This window comes from Sinorhizobium sp. M4_45 (assembly GCF_002885915.1).
Lineage (GTDB): Bacteria > Pseudomonadota > Alphaproteobacteria > Rhizobiales > Rhizobiaceae > Sinorhizobium > Sinorhizobium meliloti_A.
This window is the reverse complement of sequence record NZ_NWVE01000004.1, coordinates 104,206-127,569: the sequence shown is the minus strand read 5'-3', so window position 1 is coordinate 127,569 and position 23,364 is coordinate 104,206. Positions and strand designations below refer to the sequence as shown.

Sequence of the window (23,364 nt, the reverse complement as noted above, 5' to 3'; positions counted from 1 at the left end):
AACCGCTTTACACTTTTGGTCCCGCCCTTCCCTCGTCCGGCCACGCCGGGCTCAATTTTCCGGGATCGTCAGCTCCGCGACGAAATCATAGGCATCGCCGCGGTAGAGCGACCGCGTGAATTCGACCACACGCCCCGAAGCAAGATAGGAGACGCGCTCGATCGAAAGACCGGCGGCGCCGACCGCGACGCCGAGCATGGCCGCGTCCGGTTCCTTGATATTGCAGGCGGAGATCCGCTGCACCGCGCGCACCGGCCGGGCCTGTTTCTTCTCGAGCTCTGAATAGAGCGAGGAGGCGACGGCGAGCGGATCGGGAACGAATTCCGCCGAAACGCAGGCGCGTTCGATCGCAAGCGGCATGTCGTCGGCAATACGGAGCCGCCCAAGGCGCGCCACCAGCGCGTCGGCCGCAAGCCCGAGGGTCATCATCTCGTCCGGCGAGGGATGGAAGAGCCCGCGTTCCAGCCATTCCGCACGCGTGTTGAGGCCGCGCCGGGCCATGTCCTCGGTGAACGAGGTCAGGCGCGAGAGCGACTGCTCGACGCGCGAAACCGGCCGGACGACGAAGGTCCCGGAACCGTGGCGGCGCACGAGGAGCCCGTCACGCACGAGATCGTCGACGGCTTTGCGGACCGTGACTCGGCTGACATTGGCGTAATCCGCAAGATCCCGCTCCGGCGGCAGCGCATCTCCGTGATTGAGCTTGCCCGACAGGATTGCCTCTTCGAGCGATTGTCTGAGCTTCAGATAGAGCGGGCCGGCGCCCCCCGACTGCAGGGTTTCGAGCGGCAGAATGGCGGCGAGCTGCTGGTTCATGCCGATACCCCGGAATGGGAGCCGAAACGGGCCGCCGCCAGCGCGACGGCGCCGGTCAAAGCATCGGCCTGCGCCTCGACGAAGCGCGGCTGATGCCGGTCGGCCAGCCAGCGGCGATAAAGCGGCGCCAATCCTCCGAGCAGGCACAGCTTCTCGCTTCCCCTCGAAACCACCACGTCGAGCGCCTCGTCCACCGTCGCGGCGGCAGCCTCCAACAGGCTGACTGCCACAGGGTCGCCGCGCTCGGCATAGTCGAAGACGCGCGGCGCATAGCGGCCGAACTCGCCGGGTTTGGCGAGCCGTGCGAAGTCGACGATGTCGCGCGGGTCGTGGTTGAACTCGGCAAGTATGGCATCGGTCACGCGCGAGCCTTCATGTATGCCGTCATAGGCGAGCAGGCTCTCCTGCAGCAGCGCGTGACCGATGCGTGCGCCGCTGCCGTGATCTCCGATAGTGAAGCCCCAGCCGCCGACATAGCTGATCTCATCGCCCCGGCGCGCGATATAGATCGTGCCCGTCCCGAGTATCGCGACGGCCCCGTCCCCGTCGCCGAGAGCGCCCTGCAGCGCGATCAGCCCGTCGGACTCGATATCGGCCTGAGCGAAGGGAAGCCGCCTCTTCACGTAATGAACGGCATCGCCCACATTGTGGCCGGCGACACCGACGATGGCGCGCGATGCCGCAATTGCGGCCTGGTCGAGGCCCGCATCCCCGAAAGCGTTGCGCGCCGCATCGGTTATGTTCTGAAGCGCCGTTTCCGGATCGGTAAGGATGTTCGCGGCGCCCGCCTTGCCGCGGCCGAGAATGCGGCCTTCGAGGGCTGCCACAGCCGCGCGGCAGCTCGTTCCGCCGCCATCAATTCCGATCAGGTAAAACGCCATGGGCACCTCCGTCACCACAAGATACCAAAAAAATACCATTAACCAAGCGAGATTTCTGACTACAGATCATTCCCCAGCCTGCTTCTTTGAAAAATATAGATTTATTTCTTTTTTCAGTGGTTTCTTGCGGTAAAAGTTAAATTTCTCCTAGACAAGTGGTATTTTTTTGGCATTAATTCCAGAAGAGGAGGACGATGCCATGCCGCCAGCCAAGACCGAAGAACGCCGCGACAATGCCAAGGGCCTGGACGTCATGCGTCCGGAGCTGGCCCTTCGTTTGCTCGCAGCCGGTCAGCAGGAGGCGGCAAGGTCGGTGGAACAGGCGATCAAGCCGATTTCCGCCGCGGCCCGCCTTGCGGCGGACAGCCTTGCCTCCGGCGGCCGGCTTGCCTATGCCGGCGCAGGAAGCTCCGGGTTGATGGCGATGGCGGACGCGCTCGAACTGCCCGGCACCTACGGCATAGCTCGGGAGCAGATCGTCGTTCTCATTGCCGGCGGCGCCGAAAGCCTCACCGATCTTGCCGGCGGCTATGAGGACGACATGGAGCTCGCGCGCGCCGATGTGCGCAACGCCGGAATCGGGGCGGGCGACTGCCTCATTTCGGTTTCCGCCAGCGGTTCCACGCCCTATGCGATCGCCGCTGCCGACGAGGCCGGGCAACGCGGCGCACGCGTCATCGGCATGGCCAACAATGCCGGCGCACCGCTCCTTCTGAACGCCGACGTCTCCATCCTCCTGGAGACGCCTCCGGAAGTCGTGTCCGGCTCGACCCGCATGGGCGCCGGGACGGCTCAGAAGATCGCGTTCAACATGCTTTCGACCATGGTCGGCATCCATCTCGGCCACGTGCTCGATGGTCACATGGTCAATCTGCGTGCCGACAACATCAAGCTGCGCGGCCGGGCGATCCGGATCGTCTCGGACATAACCGGCATCGGCGCCGCCGAGGCGGACAGGCTTCTCGGCCTTGCCGCCGGGTCGGTCAAGCTGGCGATCCTGCTCGCATCCGGAGCGAGGGACATCGCCCATGCCGAGGACGCGCTCGAGCGCGCCGATCAGAATTTGCGCCGGGCGATCGCCATCGTCGGGGCGTGAGAGATAAACTGGGAATTCAAAACCGCGCGACACGCGCCTAAAGGGGAGAAACTGCATGACCCGCACAACAATGAAAGGCTTGCTGCTCGCATCGAGCATTCTCGGCTCGACCGGGCTTGCACAAGCCCAGGATGCAACGCTGACGATCGAAAGCTGGCGCAATGACGACCTGGCGATCTGGCAGGAAAAGCTGATCCCCGCCTTCGAGGCGAAGAACCCGGGCATCAAAGTGGTATTCGCGCCCTCGGCCCCCACCGAATACAACGCCGCCCTCAACGCCAAGCTCGACGCCGGCTCCGCGGGTGACCTCATCACCTGCCGTCCCTTCGACGCCTCGCTCGAACTCTACAACAAGAAGCATCTTGCCGACCTGACCGGTCTTCCCGGCATGGAGAATTTCTCCGACGTCGCCAAATCCGCGTGGACGACCGACGACGGCAAGGCGACCTTCTGCGTGCCGATGGCTTCCGTCATTCACGGCTTCATCTACAACAAGGATGCCTTCGACCAGCTCGGCCTTTCCGTTCCGACGACCGAGGAGGAGTTCTTCGCGGTCCTCGAAAAGATCAAGGCGGACGGCAACTACATCCCGATGGCGATGGGCACCAAGGACCTCTGGGAAGCCGCCACGATGGGCTACCAGAACATCGGCCCGAACTACTGGAAGGGCGAGGAAGGCCGTCTGGCTCTGCTGAAAGGCGAGCAGAAACTGACCGACGAGCCGTGGGTCGAGCCTTTCCGCGTGCTGGCGAAGTGGAAGGATTACCTCGGCGACGGCTTCGAGGCGCAGACCTATCCGGACAGCCAGAACCTCTTCACGCTCGGCCGGGCGGCAATCTACCCGGCCGGCTCCTGGGAAATCTCCGGCTTCAACACACAGGCCGAATTCAAGATGGGTGCCTTTCCGCCCCCGGTGAAGAAGGCGGGCGATACCTGCTACATCTCCGACCACAACGACATCGGCATCGGACTCAATGCCAAGAGCAAGAATGCGGATGCCGCCAAGACCTTCCTCACCTGGGTCGCCTCGCCGGAGTTCGCGGATATCTATGCGAACGCCCTGCCCGGCTTCTTCAGCCTGAATTCGACGGCGGTGAAGATGTCCGATCCGCTCGCTCAGGAATTCGTCTCCTGGCGGGAGAAATGCAAGCCGACCATCCGCTCGACCTATCAGATCCTGTCGCGCGGAACCCCTAACCTCGAGAACGAAACCTGGGTCATGTCGGCCAATGTCATCAACGGCACGGACACGCCGGAGGCGGCGGCCAAGAAGCTCCAGGACGGCCTCGACAGCTGGTTCAAGCCGGTAAAGTAAGACCGAAACGGGGTGTGTGGACGCCGTCTGCGCACCCTCCCCGACATGTGCAAACGTATCGCATGCGGGGCGGCGTCATGGATTGCTCGGGCACCGGCGCTAAGGCGCCGCGCCTGTAACGAGCGGATCGAAGCGGCTTGCCGGCTCTCCGCGACCCCGGGACGCCTGACGGAAGCACGGTGCAAGGCAGGAAGCCGCGCCGCATTTCGAAAGAAATCGAGGCTGCGCCCTTATGGCCAGCCGGTTTGAGAACGGGCCAGAGGCCGATGAACCCACGTGAAATCACGACCGACGTCACCGAGATCAGGCGCCCGCGGCGCTGGCACATCCTCGTCTTTCTGCTGCCGGCGCTCGTCGTCTACACGGCGGTGATGATCCTTCCGCTCTTCGAGACGCTGCGCCAGTCCTTCTACAACACGGTTGACGGCCAGTTGACCTTCGTGGGCCTGGGCAATTTCAAGGTTCTGTTCGGCGACCCGCGCTGGGCGGCGGATTTCTGGAACGCGCTCAAGAACAATTTCGTCTTTTTCCTGATCCACATGGCCGTGCAGAACCCGATCGGCATCGCGCTCGCCGCCATGCTGTCCGTCCCGAAGCTGCGCTTCGGCGCCTTCTACCGCACGGCGATCTTTCTGCCGACGCTGCTCTCCTTCGTCATCGTCGGTTTCATCTGGAAGCTGATCCTGTCGCCGATCTGGGGCGTCGCCCCCTATCTTCTCGACACGGTCGGCCTGCGATCGCTGTTCGGTCCCTGGCTCGGCAAGCCCGACACCGCGCTTATCGCGGTTTCGCTTATCTCCGTCTGGCAATATATCGGCATCCCGATGATGCTGATCTATGCGGCGCTCCTCAACATTCCAGACGAGGTGACCGAGGCGGCGGAGCTCGACGGCGTCACCGGCTGGAGCCAGTTCTGGAAGATCAAACTTCCGCTGATCCTGCCTGCCATCGGCATCGTGTCGATCCTCACCTTCGTCGGCAATTTCAACGCCTTCGATCTGATCTATACGGTGCAGGGCGCGCTGGCCGGCCCGGACAAGTCGACCGACATCCTGGGCACCCTGCTCTATCGCACCTTCTTCGGTTTCCAGCTTCAGCTCGGCGACCGTTCGATGGGCGCGACGATCGCCGCGATCATGTTTCTGATCATTCTCGCCGGCGTCGCGCTCTATCTCTTCGGCATACAGCGCCGCATGCGCCGCTATCAGTTCTAAGGAGGATAGAAGATGTCGAAAGCGCGCGCCTCCTTCGTGCGCATGGGCGCCGTTCACGCGGCCCTGATCGCCTATACGCTCGTTGCACTCTTTCCGGTGTTCCTGACGATCGTAAACTCGTTCAAGAGCCGCAACGCGATCTTCCGGGAGCCTCTGGCGATCCCGACACCCGAGACCTTCAGCCTGATCGGCTACGAAACGGTGCTGAAGCAGGGTGACTTCATCGGCTATTTCCAGAACAGCATCATCGTCACCGTGGTCTCGATCACGCTCGTCCTGCTGTTCGGCGCCATGGCCGCCTTCGCGCTTTCCGAATACCGCTTCCGCGGCAATACGCTGATGGGACTCTATCTGGCGCTGGGCATCATGATCCCGATCCGGCTCGGAACGGTGGCGATCCTGCAGGGCATGGTGGCGACTGGTCTCGTCAATACGCTGACCGCGCTGATCCTCGTCTATACGGCGCAAGGCCTGCCGTTGGCGGTATTCATTCTGTCCGAGTTCATGCGCACCGTATCCGACGACCTGAAGAATGCCGGACGCATCGACGGCCTGTCGGAATATGCGATCTTCCTGCGGCTGGTGCTGCCGCTCATCCGCCCGGCCATGGCGACGGTCGCCGTCTTCACCATGATCCCCATCTGGAACGATCTCTGGTTCCCCCTGATCCTCGCGCCCGCCGAGGCGACCAAGACCGTCACCCTCGGCTCGCAGATCTTCATCGGCCAGTTCGTCACCAACTGGAACGCGGTCCTCTCGGCGCTGTCGCTGGCGATCTTCCCGGTCCTCGTCCTTTACGTCATCTTCTCGCGGCAGCTGATCCGCGGCATCACGGCAGGAGCAGTCAAGTGAATTCATCCGCACCCCCGATCCGCGTGCTCAGCGCCGGGCTCGGCAATATGGGCCGCAGCCACGCGCTCGCCTATCATCAGAACCCCGGCTTCGAGATCGCCGGGCTGGTCAACCGATCGAAGGTGGCGCTGCCCGAGGCTCTGGCAGGATACGAGATCCTGCCGTCGTTCCCGGAGGCGCTGGCCGCGCTGAAGCCCGAGCTCTGCTCGATCAACACCTATTCCGACACGCATGCGGACTACGCGGTGATGGCGATGGAGGCGGGAGCCCACGTCTTCGTGGAGAAGCCGCTGGCAACGACGGTCGCCGACGCCGAGCGCGTCGTCGCCTGCGCCCGGGCCAACGGCCGCAAGCTGGTCGTCGGCTATATCCTGCGCCACCACCCGTCCTGGATGCGGCTGATCGCGGAAGCCCGCAAGCTCGGAGGGCCCTTTGTCTTCCGCATGAACCTGAACCAGCAGTCGAGCGGCCCGACCTGGATGACGCACAAGTCGCTGATACAGACGACACCGCCGATCGTCGATTGCGGCGTCCACTATGTCGACGTCATGTGCCAGATCACCGATGCCAGGCCCGTCGAGGTGCGCGGCATGGGCTTGAGGCTCTCGAACGAGATCGCCGCGGATATGTACAATTACGGGCATCTGCAGGTGATCTTCGAGGACGGCTCTGTGGGCTGGTACGAGGCGGGTTGGGGCCCGATGATCTCCGAGACGGCCTTTTTCGTGAAGGACGTGATGTCTCCGAACGGCTCCGTGTCGATCGTCATGGATCAGAACGCCAAATCGGACGACATCGACGTGCACACGAAAACGTCCGTCATCCGCGTGCACAGCGCCGCGACGGGACCGGACGGCCGGTTCCTGAAATCCGACGAGGACCTGGTGATGGAGGGCGAGCCCGGCCACCAGGAGCTTTGCGAGCGCGAGCAGGCCTTCGTGCTCAAGGCCATACGAGAAGACATCGATCTCGGCCGGCACATGGACGATGCGGTGCAGTCGCTGAAGATCTGCCTCGCCGCCGACGAGAGTGTGCGCACCGGCAAGCCGGTCGAGCTTTAACCCAAGAGGGCGACACGTGGGATCACTTCAACTCAAAACCATCCGCAAGGCCTTCGGCAGTCATGAGGTGCTGAAGGGCATCGACCTGGACGTGAAGGACGGCGAGTTCGTCATCTTCGTCGGTCCGTCCGGCTGCGGAAAGTCGACGCTTCTGCGCACTATCGCCGGCCTCGAGGACGCGACCTCGGGCAGCGTTCAGATCGACGGCGTCGAGGTCGGCCATGTGGCGCCGGCCAAGCGCGGCATCGCCATGGTGTTTCAGTCCTACGCGCTCTATCCGCACCTGACCGTCAAGGACAATATGGGCCTCGGGCTGAAGCAGGCGGGTGTGCCGAAGGCGGAGATCGAAGAAAAGGTCGCCAAGGCGGCCGGCATGCTGTCGCTCGAACCCTATCTCGCCCGCCGTCCGGCCGAGCTTTCCGGCGGCCAGCGTCAGCGCGTGGCGATCGGCCGCGCGATCGTGCGCGAGCCGAAGCTCTTCCTTTTCGACGAGCCGCTGTCGAACCTCGACGCGGCGCTGCGCGTCAACACGCGGCTCGAGATCGCCCGCCTTCACCGCAGCCTCAAGGCGACGATGATCTACGTGACCCACGATCAGGTCGAGGCGATGACGCTTGCCGACAAGATCGTCGTGCTGAATGCCGGCCGGATCGAGCAGGTCGGCTCGCCGATGGAGCTCTACAATCGCCCGGCCAACCTTTTCGTCGCCGGCTTCATCGGCTCGCCGCAGATGAATTTCATCGAAGCCGCAAAGCTCGGCGACGGAGAGGCAAAGACGATCGGTATCCGTCCGGAGCATATCGGCCTCTCCCGTGAAAGCGGGGACTGGAAGGGCAAGGTGATCCATGTCGAGCATCTTGGCGCCGACACGATCATCTATATCGAATCGGAGACGGTCGGCCTGCTGACGGTGCGCCTCTTCGGCGAACACCGCTACGCCGCCGACGACATCGTCCACGCGACGCCGGTAATCGGCAGCATGCACCGCTTCGATGCGGACGGGCGGGTGATCAAGTCGGGTCAGTAAGAGAAGCGCCGGTGTGATTGCCCGCTCCCCGCACGCGGGGCATGGCATCGTGGCGCAGACGGTCCCCCTGTTTTCCTTCTCCCCGCTGGCGGGGAGAAGGTCACGGCAGCGGGATGAGGGGCCGATTTGCCCCCTGAAACAGCTTCGGCCCGAATCACACCTGCGTGATCACCGCGACCCGCAACGCCGAAACCGTTGCGACTCGTCCTTTTTTTACCTCCCGGGCCGGCGCGTCGAAACTCTGTTGCACTGCGGCAGAAATTAACATACATTGGCGTCTGTATATTAGCTTTCCGGTATTTTCCACGCCGATACCGGCTCCGCTTCACCTCACTTTTGGACCGCGCAGCGCTTGCGAAACGCCGCGACTGCGGCCGGTCCTTTGACAATATGGACATTGCGATGCGCATGAACCGACCGATATTGGCCGCCGCGCTGGCATCCGTGATTTTTCTCGCGGGCTGCCAGAAGAACGAAGAACAGCAGGCAGCGGCTGCCGCCCCTCCGCCGTCGCCGGTCGCCGTCTTCACGACGAAGGCGGAACCGCTGCCGATCACCAACGAACTGCCCGGCCGCATCACCGCCACCCGCATCGCCGAGGTCCGCCCGCGCATCTCCGGCATCGTCGTCGAGCGCGTGTTCGAGCAGGGCACCATGGTCAAGGAAGGCGACGTGCTCTACCGCATCGACCCGGCACCGTTCCAGGTCAAGGTGGACAGCGCCGCGGCGACGCTGAAGCGCGCTCAGGCGGTGGTCGATCAGGCCAAGCGGACGGCCGACCGCCAGTCGCGACTGAAGGAGGCGCAGGTCACCGCCGTGCAGCAGTACGACGATGCGATCGCGGCCCTCGCCCAGGCCGAGGCCGATGTCGGCATCGCCGAGGCAGGGCTCGCCGAGGCCAAGCTCAATCTGCAATATACGAACGTCACGGCTCCGATCAGCGGCCGGATCGGCCGGGCGCTGATCACCGAAGGCGCGCTCGTCAACACCAACGACACCCAGAACCTTGCAATGATCCAGCAGCTCGACCCGATCTATGCCGATTTCACCCAGTCGGCGACGGATCTGATCCGCCTGCGCAAGGCGCTCAAGGACGGCCAGTGGATGAGCGCCAACAACGAGGCCGAAGTTCAGCTGATCCTCGACGACGGGACGCCCTACGCCCTCAAGGGCAGGCTGCTCTTCTCCGAAGCCGCCGTCGACGCGACGACGGGCCAGGTGACGCTGCGCGGCGAATTCCCCAACCCGAACAACGATCTGCTGCCGGGCATGTATGTCCGCGTCCAGATCCAGCAGGGTTTGGAAAAGGACGCGATCACCGTCCCGCAACAGGCCGTGCAGCGCAACAATGCCGGGCAGTCGCAGGTCTATGTCGTGAATGCCGACAACAAGGTTGAATTCCGCAACGTCACGCTCGGACGCACCGTCGGCGAGCGCTGGCAGGTGACCTCCGGCCTGAAACCCGGCGAAAAGGTCATAGTCGAGGGTTTCCAGAAAGTCGGCCCGGGCGCGCCCGTGCAGCCTTCCGACTGGAACCCGAACGCAAAGCCCGCGCCCGAACAGGCCAGCGCTTCGGCAGATGCCGGCGAAAAGCCCGGCACCGAAGTGAAGTGAGACCGAAATCATGCCCAGTTTTTTCATAGACAGGCCGATCTTTGCCTGGGTGGTGGCGATCTTCATCATGATCGCCGGCATCATCGCTATCCCGCTCCTGCCGGTTTCGCAGTATCCGGATGTCGCACCGCCGCAGATATCGATCAATACCAACTATCCCGGCGCCTCCTCGCAGGACACCTATCAGAGCGTCACGCGGCTGATCGAGGACGAGCTGAACGGCGTCGAGGGGCTGCTTTACTTCGAATCGTCGACCAGCTCCTCCGGCTCGGTCTCGATCGACGCCACCTTCCAGCCGGGCACCGATCCAAGCCAGGCCTCGGTCGACATTCAGAACCGGGTGCAGCGCGTCGAACCGCGCCTGCCCGATCCCGTCAGGCAGCAAGGCGTGCAGGTGGACGAGGCCGGCGCCGGCTTCCTGCTGATCATCTCGCTCACGTCGACCGACGGTTCGATGGACGCGATCGGGCTTGGCGACTATCTCAGCCGCAACGTGCTCAGCGAGATCCAGCGCGTGCCCGGCGTCGGACGCGCCCAGCTCTTTGCGACCGAGCGCTCGATGCGCGTCTGGCTTGATCCCGACAAGATGCTCGGCCTCAACCTGACGGCAGCCGACGTCACGGCAGCGATCCAGGCTCAAAACGCCCAGATCGCCTCGGGCTCGATCGGCGCCCAGCCGAATCCGATCACGCAGCAGGTCACCGCTCCGGTCGTCATCAAGGGTCAGCTTTCGACCCCGGAGGAATTCGGTGCCATCGTGCTGAGGGCGAATGCCGACGGCTCCGCCGTGCGGCTGCGCGACGTCGCGCGCCTCGAGATCGGCGGCGAAAGCTACACCTTCTCCACCCGCCTCAACGGCAGCCCCTCGGCGGCCATCGCCGTGCAGCTCTCTCCGAGCGGCAACGCGATGTCGACCTCGGCAGCGATCAAGGCGCGCATGGACGAGCTCGCGGAGTTCTTCCCGCAAGGGCTCGAATATTCGGTCCCCTATGACACCTCGCCCTTCGTCGCGGTGTCGATTGAGAAGGTGCTGCACACCCTCGTCGAGGCAGTCGGCCTCGTCTTCCTGGTAATGTTCCTCTTTCTGCAGAACGTCCGCTATACGATCATTCCCACCATCGTCGTGCCGGTCGCCCTGCTCGGCACCTGCGCCGTCATGCTGGCGATGGGCTTCTCGATCAACGTGCTGACGATGTTCGGCATGGTGCTGGCGATCGGCATTCTCGTCGACGATGCGATCATTGTGGTCGAGAACGTCGAGCGTATCATGTCGGAAGAAGGGCTCACTCCGAAGGATGCAACCCGCAAGGCGATGAAGCAGATCACCGGTGCGGTGATCGGCATCACCCTGGTGCTGGCTTCGGTGTTCATCCCGATGGCCTTCTTCCCGGGCGCCGTCGGCGTGATCTACCGCCAGTTCAGTCTTACCATGGTCGTCTCGATCCTGTTCTCGGCGCTGCTTGCGCTGTCGCTGACGCCGGCGCTTTGCGCAAGCTTCCTCAAGCAGGTTCCGAAGGGTCACCATCACGCCAAGCGTGGCTTCTTCGGCTGGTTCAATCGCGGTTTCGACCGGACGTCGCACGGCTACACGCGCGCCGTCGGGGGCATCGTCCGGCGGACCGGCCGCTTCATGGTCATCTATCTCGCGCTGCTTGCCGGCCTCGGCTGGGCCTTTCTCCAGCTTCCTTCGTCCTTTCTGCCGGACGAGGACCAGGGCTTCGTCATCGTGATGATGCAACTGCCTTCGGAAGCGACTGCAAACCGCACCACGGAGGTGATCGAGCAGACCGAGACCATCTTCGGCCAGGAAAAGGCGGTCGACACGATCGTGGCGATCAACGGCTTCTCCTTTTTCGGGAGCGGGCAGAATGCGGGGCTCGCCTTCGTGACGCTCAAGGACTGGAGCGAGCGCGATGCTGACAACTCCGCCCAGTCGATCGCCGGCCGCGCCACGATGGCCATGAGTCAGATCAAGGATGCGATCAGCTTCGCTCTGTCGCCTCCGGCGATCCAGGGGCTCGGGACGACCGGCGGGTTTTCTTTCCGCCTGCAGGACCGTGCGGGTCTCGGTCAAGAGGCGCTGGCGCAAGCGCGCGATCAGCTGCTCGGCCTCGCCTCCCAGAGCAAGGTCCTGACGGGGGTCCGCTTCGAGGGCATGCCCGATGCGGCGCAGGTCAGCGTCAATATCGACCGCGAGAAGGCCAATACCTTCGGCGTGACCTTTGCCGACATCAACTCGACCATCTCGACCAATCTCGGCTCGTCCTATGTCAACGACTTCCCGAATGCCGGCCGCATGCAGCGCGTGACGGTGCAGGCGGACGAAACGAAGCGCATGCAGACGGCGGATCTCCTGAACCTGAACGTCCGCAACTCCAATGGCGGCATGGTTCCGCTTTCGGCCTTTGCGGACGTGGAATGGGTCAAGGCGCCGACGCAAACGGTGGGCTATAACGGTTATCCGGCGGTCCGCATCAGCGGCGAGGCCGCGCCCGGCTACTCCTCCGGCGATGCGATCGCCGAGATGGAGCGCCTGGTGGCCCAGCTTCCGGCGGGCTTCGGCTATGAATGGACGGGGCAGTCGCTGCAGGAAATCCAGTCGGGCTCGCAGGCGCCGCTCCTGATTGCGCTCTCCTGCCTGCTCGTCTTCCTGTGCCTGGCGGCGCTTTATGAGAGCTGGTCCATTCCGGTCTCGGTCATCATGGTCGTGCCGCTCGGCGTCATCGGCGCCGTGCTTGCCGTGACGATGCGGGACATGCCGAACGACGTCTACTTCAAGGTCGGCCTGATCGCGATCATCGGGCTTTCGGCGAAGAACGCGATCCTGATCATCGAGTTCGCCAAGGAACTCCGCGAACAGGGCAAGTCGCTCATCGACTCGACACTGGAGGCTGCGCATCTGCGCTTCCGGCCGATCCTGATGACCTCGCTCGCCTTCACCCTCGGCGTCCTGCCGCTGGCGATCGCGACGGGCGCAAGTTCCGGCAGCCAGCGCGCCATCGGCACGGGAGTCATGGGCGGCATGATCTCGGCGACGGTGCTGGCGATCTTCTTCGTCCCGGTCTTCTTCGTGTTCGTGATGAAGATCTTCGAACGCGGAAGAGCGGCGCCGGAGGCGGCCAAGCCAGCATCCGAAACCGCCAGCCCGGCCGAATAATATCGAAGACGGCCCGCCCGCCTAGGGCGGCGGGCGGGCCGTCGCCGAAGGAGAATTTGAATAGATGCGCCGAACCAAGGCCGACGCCGAGGCCACAAGACAGAAGATCCTGTGTGCCGCCGAGCGGATGTTCTACAAGAAGGGCGTTCCCAATACGACGCTCGAGGAAGTGGCGAAGGAGGCAGGCGTCACCCGCGGCGCCATCTACTGGCATTTCGCCAACAAGACGGATCTCTTCCTCGCCCTTTACGAGGCCGTGCCGCTGCCTCACGAAGACATGATCGCACGCGAGATCGAAACGGAAGCCTTCGACACGCTCGCCATCGTCGAGAGCGCGACCAGCGACTGGTTGACGACCCTGGCCGCGGACGAGCAGCGGCAGCGCATTCTCGCGATCATGCTGCGCTGCGACTACGACAATGACATGTCCGCCGTTCTCGTGCGCCAGCGCGAGATCGAGGAGCGCCACGATGCCCTTCTGGAGCTTGCCTTCGCCCGGGCATTGGAAAGGGGCCAGTTGCAGGAGCACTGGGCGCCGCCGACCGCGGCACGGGCCCTGCGCTGGATGATGATGGGGCTTTGTACCGAATGGCTGCTGTTCGGCCGTCGCTTCGACCTCGTGGCCCAGGGGAGCGAAGCGCTCCAGTCTCTCTTTGCGGGCTTCCGGCGGGTGCCGGCTCGCGGCGATACCTCCCCACACCTCGGCCCTGGAGCGGAATGAGGAAAAGAGCGGGATGAGGAAAAACGTGTGCGGTTTCCGCCCGCATCCCGCGTCTCAACTTCGTGGAACCGATCACGGTCGTGTTTTTAGATCGACCCGACCCAAAAGCATCGCGATTTAGCTGAGCACTTTGCGCATATCGACCGAGGTCGGGCGGGTGAAGCCTGGATGGGCGGTTCGCGCCGTCTCCACGAAGCCCAAAGCCGCAAAAGCGGCCTGGTTCCCGGTGAGCTCGATGCGTGTCTGAAGCCTCAGCGCAGGCAGGCCCAGACCGCGCGCCGTTTCCTCGGCGGCGGCGATGAGCATCCGTCCTACTCCCTTTCCCTGGAAGCCGGGAGCGACGGCGAGTTTGCCGATATAGAGACAGTCCGCTTCCGGCTTGCAGAAGATGCAGCCCAGGAGCTCACGCCCGGCGACGGCCACGAAGGCGATCTCGTCTCTTGCTTTCCGGTTAAGGGAGGCCGCCGTCAGCGCATGGGCCGAGGAGGGCGGATCGATGCGGCTGTCCATATAGGCGAAGGACGCACGGATCAGCGACAGCAACTCCTCGTAACGATCGAAGCTGGCGTCGATGCGAACCGTCTTCATGGCGTGCTCAACGCGTGCCGCGCCGATAGCGGATCGTGTCGAACCGGGCGGCGAGCGCATCGTAGAGCAGCAGACGGCCGACCAGCGGCTCGCCGATGCCGGTGACGAGCTTGATCGCTTCCATCGCCTGCAGCGTGCCGATGACGCCGGTGAGCGCGCCCAGGACGCCCGCTTCGGCGCAGCTCGGCACGGTGCCCGGCGGCGGCGGCTCCGGGAAGAGATCGCGGTAGGAGGGATTCGGGTGCCCCTCGGCATCGGTCTCGTAGGGCTTCAGCACGGTGACCGAGCCGTCGAAGCGTCCGACGGCACCGGTGACGAGCGCCACGCCTGCCGCCGCGGCCGTATCGGCGGCGAGATAACGCGTATCGAAATTATCCGACCCGTCGACGACGAGATCGTATTGGCGCAAGAGCGCATCGGCATTTTCGGGGTCCAGCCTGAGCGCGTGCGTCATGACCTTCACATGTGGATTGAGGGCGTCGATCGCCGCGGCGGCGCTCTCGACCTTCGGCCGCCCGATATCGGCGGTGGCGTGGATCACCTGACGCTGCAGGTTCGACAACGAGACCACGTCATCGTCGACGATCCCGAGCGTGCCGACACCGGCGGCCGCGAGATATTGCAGAGCCGGCGCGCCGAGCCCGCCCGCGCCGATGACGAGCACGCGCGCGGCCTTGAGTTTCTGCTGCCCCGGGCCGCCGATCTCCGGCAGCACGATGTGGCGTGCGTAGCGCGCGATCTCCGAAGGAGCGAGCGTCGCATCGGTCGTCATTGGCGTCTCCATTTAATTTTCGCGGACGGCGCTCTATGTCACCCGGAAACGCGGCCGTTTGCAACGGCCAGATATTGAGCCCGCTCGCCAAGGGCGTCGAACATCGCCCGGTCGGTGCCCGTCATGAAGGCTTGGCCGCCGAGCCCGTCGACCAGATCGAAGAGGGCGGCACGGCGTCCCCGATCGAGATGGGCGGCGATTTCGTCGAGCAGCAACACCGGGGCGTGGCCGGTCATATCCCCGACGAGCCGTGCATGCGCGAGAACCAGACCGACGAGCAGCGCCTTCTGCTCGCCGGTCGAACAACGCTCTGCCTCCATGTCCTTTTCCCGGTGGCGGATCAGGAGATCGGTGCGGTGCGGCCCGTCGAGCGTGCGGCCGGCGGCCGCATCGCGGGCACGGCCTTCGGCGAGCATTGCCAGATAGCGCTCTTCGAGTTCAAAGGCGGGAATACCTGCACAGTCATCGAGAAAGCCGGCGAGCGACAGGCTTGCGGACGGAAAGGTCCCATCGCTCCGGCTTCGCTCGACGAGGGCCGAGAGCAGGCCAAGCATCTCCTGACGGGCGAGCGCCATGGAGATGCCGAGCCCGGCCATTTCGCGCTCGATGGCCGACAGCCAGGCGGGATCGGGTCGGAATTCCGAGAGTAGCCGGTTGCGGCTGCGCATGGCGCGCTCGAACTCGCTGGCGCGCCGGCCGTGCCCGGGATCGAGCGACAGCACCAGCCGGTCGAGAAAGCGCCTGCGGTCGGCGGAAGGGCCGGTGAAGAGGCCATCCATCGCCGGCGTGAGCCAGAGCACCCGGAGGTGATCGGTGAGTTCGTCGACCGTGCGGGCCGCAGTGCCGTTGAGTCTGAGGCGCCGTGATTGCCCCTCCTCGGTCCCTTGAGTACCGGTGCCGATCTCCACCGAACCTTCCATGCCGTCGACGGCGGCGAAGATCGAGAAACCATCGGCGGCGCCGACCCGGGCGATATCCGCATAGGCAGCGCGCCTCAAGCCGCGCCCGGGCGAAAGAAGGGAGACCGCCTCCATCAGATTGGTTTTACCCGCGCCGTTCTCGCCGGTCAGCACCACATGACGCTGGTCGAGGTCGAGCGCCAGCGTTGCATAGTTGCGAAAGTCGCTCAGTTTCAGGCGTGTGAGAAAGACCTTGTGGGGCATTGCGGGTCCGAATTCGACGTTGCTGTCAGGTAGGATGAAAGCCGGGCCAAGGCAAGGCGGAAAGGGCGTTCCGTCTGCCTCTCCACGGCCCGCGGCAATTCCGTGTCCGGGCTGCGCATTGCCGCCCAATCGCCTGTGGGAAAGCCCTTTTTTTCGGCCGCACCGGAACTTTCCCCGAGCGCGCAAGTACAATATGACAACTGCGTGACAATCGACAGTTGGATGGATCCCTGATGCTCGGCCTGTTTCGCAAGCTCCTCCCCCGGGAAGACCGTTTCTTCGACCTCTTCGCCGACCATTCGCGCACCGTCATGGGTGCGGCGGAGGCGCTGAACGCGCTGCTTGCCGGCGGTCCTGACATCGAAAGCCATTGCGACCGCATCGTCGCGCTCGAGAACGAGGCCGACGAGATCACCCGCGAGGTTCTGCTGGCCGTCCGCCGCAGCTTCATCACCCCCTTCGACCGCGGCGACATCAAGGATCTCATCCAGTCGATGGACGATGCGATCGACATGATGCACAAGACGGTGAAAACGATCCGGCTCTACGAACAGAAGAGCTTCGACCCCGGCATGCAGGCCATGGGCGCGGCGGTCGTCGAGGCCGCCCATCTGGTCGCCGAGGCCATTCCGCTCCTCAGTCGGATCGGCGCCAATGCCCATCGCCTCGGCGCCATCGCCGAGGAGGTGACGCATGTCGAGGATAGATCCGACCAGCTCCACGAGCAGGGCTTGAAGGATCTCTTCCAGCGCCACGGCGCTTCCAATCCTATGGCCTATATCATCGGCAGCGAGATCTACGGCGAACTGGAAAAGGTCGTCGACCGCTTCGAGGACGTGGCAAACGAAATCAGCGGCATCGTGATCGAGAACGTCTGATGGATGCGACGCTCGCCTTCCCGCTGCTCGTGGGGCTCATTGCCGTCGCGCTTTTCTTCGACTTCCTCAACGGCTTGCACGATGCGGCCAATTCGATCGCGACCATCGTTTCGACTCGCGTGCTCCGGCCGCAATATGCTGTTTTCTGGGCGGCGTTCTTCAACTTCATCGCCTTCCTCTTCTTCGGACTGCACGTCGCCGAAACGCTTGGAACGGGCATCATCGATCCGGGTATCGTCACGCCGCAGGTGATCTTCGCGGCGCTGATGGGCGCAATCACCTGGAACATCGTCACCTGGGTCTTCGGCATCCCGTCGAGTTCCTCGCACGCGCTCATCGGCGGCCTCGTCGGTGCCGGGCTGGCCAAGACCGGTTTCAGCTCGATCGTCTGGCAAGGACTCCTGAAGACGGCCGGCGCCATCGTCATGTCGCCGGGCATCGGCTTCGTTCTGGCACTGCTGTTGATCCTGATCGTCTCCTGGGTCTTCGTCCGCCAGACGCCCTTCGCCGTCGACAGCACCTTCCGGGTGCTGCAATTCGTTTCGGCCTCCCTCTATTCGCTCGGCCATGGCGGCAACGATGCGCAGAAGACCATGGGCATCATTGCCGTGCTTCTCTTCTCGCAGGGCTATCTCGGCTCGGAATTCTACGTGCCCTTCTGGGTGGTCATCACATGCCAGGCGGCGATCGCGCTCGGCACGCTCTTCGGCGGCTGGAGGATCGTCCACACGATGGGCTCGAAGATCACCAAACTCAACCCGATGCAGGGCTTCTGCGCGGAGACGGGCGGTGCCATCACGCTGTTCGCGGCGACCTGGCTCGGCATTCCGGTTTCGACCACCCACACGATCACCGGCGCGATCATCGGCGTCGGCGCGGCGAGGCGGGTATCGGCGGTGCGGTGGGGGCTCGCCGGCAACATCGTCGTCGCGTGGGTGATCACCATGCCGGCGGCAGCGTTGATCTCGGCGCTCTGCTATTTCGCCGTGGACCTCATCGCCTGACGCTTTCGCGAGGCACCCCGTTGGCATTGCCGTCGGCGGGGAGTATATTCCCGCCATCTAATAGAATTGCATTCGGAGGAGAGTGAAACTTCCATCGTATCTGAGGAGGAAACGATGACGGACGTCGAGTGGACGATCAAGGGCCGCGAATTCATCCATTGCAACTGCGCCTATGGCTGCCCGTGCCAGTTTAACGCACTGCCTACCGAGGGGCATTGCCGCGCGATCGGGGTCGTCGATATCGACGAGGGATACCATGGCGACACCCGGCTCGACGGCTTGAGGTGCGGCATGATCGTATCCTGGCCCGGTGCCATTCACGAGGGCAGGGGCGCGGTGGTTCCGATCATCGACGAGCGTGCCTCCGACGAGCAGCGGGAGGCGCTGCTACGGATCATGAGCGGCCAGGACACCGAGCCCGGCGCCACCTTCTTCCAGGTGTTCGCGACGACTTTCGAGACCTTCCACGAACCGGTTTTCGCGCCGATCGATTTCGAGATCGACGTCGAAAGGCGCTCCGCGCGCGTCAACATTCCGGGTTGGATGGAGGCTCGCGGCGAGCCCATCGTCAATCCGGTGACCGGTGAGGAGCACCACGCCCGCATCAACCTTCCGCACGGTTTCGAATACGACCGCTGCGAGGTGGGGCGCGGCTGGGCCGAGACGAGCGGGCCGCTGGCAGTTTCGCTCGCGGATTCGCACGCCCACTTCGCCAATCTGCACATGACCGGAAGCGGCGTGGTTCACTGACGTCATGCCGGCCGACACCGCGCTTGAAAGCCTGCTCAGACGGGATCGCGTCATCGTGGCAGTGTCGCTCGCCGCATTGACGGTGATCGCCTGGACATACACTCTTTGGCTGGCAGCAGCCATGAACATTGATGGCATGAGCATGTCCGGTCCCGGCATGGGAGCGGACATGCGGATGGACCCTGCCATGGAGATGGACGGCATGGAGATGGACGCCGGCGCCGCCCTGTCGCTCGGCACCGTCCTCGGCATTTCACCACGTCCCTGGAGTTCCGTAGAAGCCGGCGTCACCCTGACCATGTGGATCGTGATGATGGTCGGCATGATGCTGCCTTCGGCAACGCCGATGATCCTGCTCTATGCCCGGGTCGGCCGGCAAAGCCGGAAAGAGGGCAAGCCCTTTGCGGCGACCGGTTTTTTCGCCGGCGGCTATCTCCTTGCCTGGGTGGGATTTGCGCTTGCCGCGACGCTTGGGCAATGGCTCATGGAGGGAACCCTGCTGTCGCCGGCGCTGGCAAGCGCCAGTCGCATCTTCAGCGGTGCCGTGTTGATCGTCGCGGGTCTTTACCAATGGACGCCGCTCAAGGATTCCTGCCTCAGCCAATGTCAGGCGCCGATCGTGTTCCTGCAGCGCCACGGCGGCTTTCGCCGCGACCCGGCGGGAGCCGTCGGACTGGGCTTGCGCCACGGGCTCTATTGCATCGGCTGCTGCTGGGCGCTGATGACGCTTCTTTTCGTCGGCGGCATCATGAATGTGCTCTGGATTGCGGCAATCGCCATCTTCGTGCTGGCGGAGAAGGTCTTCTTCCCGGGCCGCCTCCTCTCCCGTATTGCGGGCACGCTGCTCATCGCCGCCGGCCTGTGGCAATTGGTTTCAGCTGCAATATAGGCGGATGGCGCCATGCAGGGGGACCGCCGAACGGGCCCTCCTCCGGCTGCCGCCACCTTCTGCCGGTTTCACCGGAGAAGGGACAAGCCGCGCAGTCACAGGCCCCTTCCCCAAGCGGCCGCACAGGGGAAGGCGCAACATCCGAGACGTTACCTCAATCGCTCAGCGTATCGAAGAAATCCTTCATCCGGGAGAAGAAGCCCGTCGATTCGGGATTGTTCTCCTTGGACGAGATCTGCTCGAATTCCTGCAGCAACTCGCGTTGGCGCTTGGTGAGCTTCTGCGGCGTTTCGATTTGAATCTGGATATAGAGATCGCCCGTCTGGCTGGAGCGCAGCACCGGCATGCCCTTGCCCTTGAGGCGGAACTGCTTGCCGGCCTGCGTGCCTTCCGGCACGGTCACGCGCGATTTGGTACCGTCGAGCGTGGTGACGTCGAACTTGCCGCCGAGCGCCGCCGTCGTCATGGAGATCGGCACGGCGCAATAGAGATCCGTGCCGTCGCGCTGATAGAACTCATGCGGCTTGACCGAGAGGAAGATGTAGAGGTCGCCCGCCGGGCCGCCGCGAAGGCCGGCCTCGCCCTCGCCGGAAAGCCGGATGCGCGTGCCGTCCTCGATACCGGCCGGAATGTTGACCGAGAGCGTCCGCTCCTCCACGACGCGGCCCTGGCCGTGGCATTTGGTGCAAGGGTCGGCGATCGTCTGGCCGCGGCCGCCGCAGGTCGGGCAGGTCCGCTCGATCGAGAAGAAGCCCTGGGCCGCGCGGACGCGGCCGGTACCCTGACAGGTGCCGCAGGTCTTCGGGCTGGTACCGGGCTTGGCGCCCGTGCCGGTGCAGACGTCGCAGGTGATCGACGTCGGCACGCGGATCTGCGCCGTCTTGCCGGAATAGGCCTCCTCGAGCGAAATCTCCATGTTGTAGCGCAGGTCCGCGCCGCGCTCGCGTCCGCCGGACGAGCGGCGCTGACGGCCACCCATCATCTCGCCGAAGATGTCCTCGAAAATATCGGAGAAGCCGTGCGCTCCGCCGCCGGCGAAGCCGTTGCCGAAGCCTCCGCCCATGCCGCCCTGCTCGAAGGCCGCATGGCCGTAGCGGTCATAGGCTGCCCGTTTCTGCGGGTCCTTCAGCGTCTCATAGGCTTCGTTGATTTCCTTGAAGGACTTTTCCGATTCCTGGTCGCCGGGATTCCTGTCCGGGTGATATTTCATCGCGAGTTTGCGAAAGGCGCTCTTCAGCTCCTTTTCGTCCGCGTTTTTTTGAACGCCAAGCGTTTCGTAAAGATCACGTTTCATGCTTCAAAGATCGTCCTGTTATCAGCGACAGGGCTTGCCAGCGCGAAGGATCCGACGGCTGCCTGATTATCTTGCCACAGGATTTAGTAAACCTTTAAGCGCGATACCATAGCCAAGTCGGGGCGGAAGCCGTTTTTTGTCGGAAAACGGCGGTTTCGCAGCCACTTTCCTGCGCAGGGTCGGTTCGCTTCCACGCTGGGGCTGCAGCCCATGAACCATCTATAAAAAAGCCCGGGATTGCTCCCGGGCCCGTTCATCGAAAGGCGAAGCCGTCAGGCCGACCGCTTACGGTCGTCTTCGTCCTTGACTTCCTCGTAGTCGGCGTCGACCACGTCATCGCCGGAGCGCTTGGCGTCGGCGGCGGCATCCGCATGGGCGGCGTCCGTCTGCTGAGCCTCATAGATCGCCTGACCGAGCTTCATGGAGACTTCCATGAGGGTATTGGTCTTGGCCTTGATGTCCTCGGCGTCCGGTTCGGAAGCTTCGACGGAGCTCTTGAGCGCTGCGATCGCATCCTCGATCGCCTTGCGGTCCGTCTCGGAAACCTTGTCGCCATGCTCCTGGAGCGACTTCTCCGAAGAATGGATCAGGCTTTCGGCCTGGTTCTTGGCCTCTACGCCTTCGCGGCGCTTCTTGTCGGCTTCCGCATTGGCTTCGGCATCCTTGACCATCTTCTCGATCTCGGCGTCGGAAAGACCACCCGAGGCCTGGATGCGGATCTGGTGCTCCTTGCCCGTGCCCTTGTCCTTGGCGGACACCTGGACGATGCCGTTCGCATCGATGTCGAACGTGACCTCGATCTGCGGCACGCCGCGCGGTGCCGGCGGAATGCCGACGAGATCGAACTGGCCGAGCAGCTTGTTGTCGGCCGCCATTTCACGCTCGCCCTGCGAGACGCGGATCGTCACGGCGGACTGGTTGTCGTCGGCCGTCGAGAAGACCTGGCTCTTCTTCGTCGGGATCGTCGTGTTGCGCTCGATCAGGCGGGTGAAGACGCCGCCGAGCGTTTCGATACCGAGCGAGAGCGGGGTGACGTCCAGCAGCAGCACGTCCTTGACGTCGCCCTGCAGAACGCCGGCCTGGATCGCGGCGCCCATGGCAACCACTTCATCCGGGTTGACACCCTTGTGCGGCTCCTTGCCGAAAAGCTGCTTCACCGTTTCCTGAACCTTCGGCATGCGGGTCATGCCGCCGACGAGAACGACTTCGTCGATCTCGGCAGCCGAAACGCCGGCATCCTTGAGCGCGGCCTTGCAGGGCGCGATGGTCTTCTGGATCAGGTCTTCGACCAGGCTCTCGAATTTGGCGCGGGACAGCTTCATCGTCAGGTGCTTCGGACCGGAAGCGTCCGCCGTGATGAACGGCAGGTTGATTTCGGTCTGCTGCGAGGACGAGAGTTCGATCTTCGCCTTTTCGGCAGCTTCCTTCAGGCGCTGCAGCGCGAGCTTGTCGTTCTTGAGGTCGATGCCCTGCTCCTTCTTGAACTCGGAGGCAAGATATTCGACGAGGCGCATGTCGAAGTCTTCACCGCCAAGGAAGGTGTCGCCGTTGGTCGACTTCACTTCGAAGACGCCGTCGCCGATTTCCAGGACCGAGATGTCGAACGTGCCGCCGCCAAGATCGTAGACGGCGATCGTCTTGCCTTCCTTCTTGTCGAGGCCGTAGGCAAGGGCCGCTGCGGTCGGCTCGTTGATGATGCGCAGCACGTCGAGACCGGCGATCTTGCCGGCATCCTTCGTGGCCTGGCGCTGTGCGTCGTTGAAGTAGGCCGGAACGGTGATGACGGCCTTTTCGACCTTTTCACCGAGATAGGACTCGGCCGTTTCCTTCATCTTCTGAAGGATCATCGCGGAGATCTGCGACGGAGAGTAGCTGGTGCCGTGGGCTTCGACCCAGGCGTCGCCATTGTCTGCCTTGACGATCTTGTAGGGGACCATCCCCTTATCCTTCTGGGTGGTGGGATCCTCGAAGGTGCGGCCGATCAGGCGCTTGATCGCAAAAAGCGTGTTTTCGGGATTGGTCACCGCCTGGCGCTTGGCCGGCTGGCCGACGAGACGTTCGCCGTCTTCGGTGAATGCCACCATGGAGGGGGTCGTACGCGCGCCCTCCGCATTCTCGATCACCTTCGCGTCCTTGCCGTCCATGACGGAGACGCAGGAGTTGGTCGTTCCCAGGTCAATACCAATAACTTTAGCCATGTCGTTCTCTCCTTGCAGCGGACTGTCGGAACCCGGTCAGGCATTCGTGGGACAGCCCCTAACGGGATGGTCTT

20 protein-coding genes are annotated in these 23,364 nt (G+C 63.8%); 13 read left to right on the top strand and 7 right to left on the bottom strand.

All coding sequences use genetic code 11. The features are described 5' to 3' along the window. Positions 1 to 51 precede the first annotated feature (51 nt). The gene (locus CN933_RS13555; protein ID WP_018093830.1) at positions 52 to 816 is read right to left on the bottom strand and encodes a GntR family transcriptional regulator; all 765 of its coding nucleotides are present in this window, start codon (positions 814 to 816) and stop codon (positions 52 to 54) included. After that, positions 813 to 1,697, bottom strand: a complete 885-nt coding sequence (locus CN933_RS13550) for a glucosamine kinase nucleotide-binding domain-containing protein (protein WP_102761774.1) — start codon at positions 1,695 to 1,697, stop codon at positions 813 to 815. Before CN933_RS13550 ends, CN933_RS13555 begins: the two co-directional genes overlap by 4 nt. A 199-nt stretch (positions 1,698 to 1,896) precedes the next feature. Between CN933_RS13550 and CN933_RS13545 the strand changes: the two genes are divergently transcribed. The 9 genes from CN933_RS13545 (at position 1,897) to CN933_RS13505 (ending at position 13,754) form a co-directional block, all read left to right on the top strand. Continuing rightward, positions 1,897 to 2,793 (top strand): N-acetylmuramic acid 6-phosphate etherase, encoded by an 897-nt coding sequence (locus tag CN933_RS13545; RefSeq protein WP_018093828.1) that lies wholly within the window; start codon positions 1,897 to 1,899, stop codon positions 2,791 to 2,793. 55 nt (positions 2,794 to 2,848) lie between these two features. Beyond that, positions 2,849 to 4,108, top strand: coding sequence for an ABC transporter substrate-binding protein (locus tag CN933_RS13540; protein ID WP_018093827.1), 1,260 nt, complete (start codon positions 2,849 to 2,851; stop codon positions 4,106 to 4,108). 266 nt (positions 4,109 to 4,374) lie between these two features. Then, positions 4,375 to 5,322, top strand: coding sequence for a carbohydrate ABC transporter permease (locus CN933_RS13535; RefSeq protein ID WP_018093826.1), 948 nt, complete (start codon positions 4,375 to 4,377; stop codon positions 5,320 to 5,322). 12 nt (positions 5,323 to 5,334) lie between these two features. Then, a complete protein-coding gene (locus CN933_RS13530) occupies positions 5,335 to 6,174 on the top strand; it encodes a carbohydrate ABC transporter permease (RefSeq protein ID WP_018093825.1) in 840 nt (279 codons plus the stop codon). Then, positions 6,171 to 7,235 carry a Gfo/Idh/MocA family protein gene (locus CN933_RS13525; protein WP_018093824.1) on the top strand — a complete coding sequence of 355 codons (1,065 nt, stop codon included), beginning with the start codon at positions 6,171 to 6,173 and terminating at the stop codon, positions 7,233 to 7,235. Before CN933_RS13530 ends, CN933_RS13525 begins: the two co-directional genes overlap by 4 nt. A gap of 16 nt (positions 7,236 to 7,251) precedes the next feature. Next, on the top strand, positions 7,252 to 8,262 hold the full coding sequence (locus CN933_RS13520) for an ABC transporter ATP-binding protein (protein WP_018093823.1): 1,011 nt from the start codon (positions 7,252 to 7,254) through the stop codon (positions 8,260 to 8,262). Between the two features lie 402 nt (positions 8,263 to 8,664). Next, the gene (locus CN933_RS13515) at positions 8,665 to 9,876 is read left to right on the top strand and encodes an efflux RND transporter periplasmic adaptor subunit (protein WP_494297771.1); all 1,212 of its coding nucleotides are present in this window, start codon (positions 8,665 to 8,667) and stop codon (positions 9,874 to 9,876) included. A 10-nt stretch (positions 9,877 to 9,886) separates the two neighbouring features. After that, positions 9,887 to 13,033 carry a multidrug efflux RND transporter permease subunit gene (locus tag CN933_RS13510; RefSeq protein ID WP_018093821.1) on the top strand — a complete coding sequence of 1,049 codons (3,147 nt, stop codon included), beginning with the start codon at positions 9,887 to 9,889 and terminating at the stop codon, positions 13,031 to 13,033. 64 nt (positions 13,034 to 13,097) lie between these two features. Then, positions 13,098 to 13,754 (top strand): TetR family transcriptional regulator, encoded by a 657-nt coding sequence (locus CN933_RS13505; protein ID WP_018093820.1) that lies wholly within the window; start codon positions 13,098 to 13,100, stop codon positions 13,752 to 13,754. A gap of 117 nt (positions 13,755 to 13,871) precedes the next feature. On the opposite strand, the gene CN933_RS13500 is transcribed toward CN933_RS13505, so the two are convergent. The 3 genes from CN933_RS13500 to recF are packed head-to-tail and all read right to left on the bottom strand — an operon-like array spanning position 13,872 to position 16,277. Continuing rightward, positions 13,872 to 14,342: a GNAT family N-acetyltransferase gene (locus CN933_RS13500; RefSeq protein WP_018093819.1), complete on the bottom strand. Its 471-nt coding sequence runs from the start codon at positions 14,340 to 14,342 to the stop codon at positions 13,872 to 13,874. 7 nt (positions 14,343 to 14,349) lie between these two features. Further along, the gene (locus tag CN933_RS13495; protein ID WP_018093818.1) at positions 14,350 to 15,126 is read right to left on the bottom strand and encodes a molybdopterin-synthase adenylyltransferase MoeB; all 777 of its coding nucleotides are present in this window, start codon (positions 15,124 to 15,126) and stop codon (positions 14,350 to 14,352) included. Positions 15,127 to 15,152: 26 nt separating this feature from the next. After that, a complete protein-coding gene (gene recF, locus CN933_RS13490) occupies positions 15,153 to 16,277 on the bottom strand; it encodes a DNA replication/repair protein RecF (RefSeq protein ID WP_026168494.1) in 1,125 nt (374 codons plus the stop codon). Positions 16,278 to 16,510: 233 nt separating this feature from the next. On the opposite strand from recF, the gene CN933_RS13485 reads away from it, so the two are divergent. The 4 genes from CN933_RS13485 to CN933_RS13470 all read left to right on the top strand — a co-directional run bounded on the left by CN933_RS13485 (position 16,511) and on the right by CN933_RS13470 (position 19,798). After that, positions 16,511 to 17,155: a DUF47 domain-containing protein gene (locus CN933_RS13485; protein WP_018093816.1), complete on the top strand. Its 645-nt coding sequence runs from the start codon at positions 16,511 to 16,513 to the stop codon at positions 17,153 to 17,155. Then, entirely contained in the window at positions 17,155 to 18,159 is a 1,005-nt protein-coding gene (locus CN933_RS13480; RefSeq protein WP_018093815.1) for an inorganic phosphate transporter, read from the top strand. The genes CN933_RS13485 and CN933_RS13480 overlap by 1 nt, the downstream gene beginning before the upstream one ends. A 114-nt stretch (positions 18,160 to 18,273) precedes the next feature. After that, positions 18,274 to 18,909, top strand: coding sequence for a DUF1326 domain-containing protein (locus CN933_RS13475; RefSeq protein ID WP_018093814.1), 636 nt, complete (start codon positions 18,274 to 18,276; stop codon positions 18,907 to 18,909). A 4-nt stretch (positions 18,910 to 18,913) separates the two neighbouring features. Then, a complete protein-coding gene (locus CN933_RS13470; protein WP_018093813.1) occupies positions 18,914 to 19,798 on the top strand; it encodes a DUF2182 domain-containing protein in 885 nt (294 codons plus the stop codon). A gap of 154 nt (positions 19,799 to 19,952) precedes the next feature. Here the strand turns inward: CN933_RS13470 and dnaJ are convergent, their stop codons facing one another. Together dnaJ and dnaK are read right to left on the bottom strand one after the other, a co-directional pair. Beyond that, the gene (gene dnaJ / locus CN933_RS13465) at positions 19,953 to 21,092 is read right to left on the bottom strand and encodes a molecular chaperone DnaJ (protein WP_102761773.1); all 1,140 of its coding nucleotides are present in this window, start codon (positions 21,090 to 21,092) and stop codon (positions 19,953 to 19,955) included. A 272-nt stretch (positions 21,093 to 21,364) separates the two neighbouring features. Next, positions 21,365 to 23,290 (bottom strand): molecular chaperone DnaK, encoded by a 1,926-nt coding sequence (gene dnaK / locus CN933_RS13460; protein WP_018093811.1) that lies wholly within the window; start codon positions 23,288 to 23,290, stop codon positions 21,365 to 21,367. Positions 23,291 to 23,364: the final 74 nt, after the last annotated feature.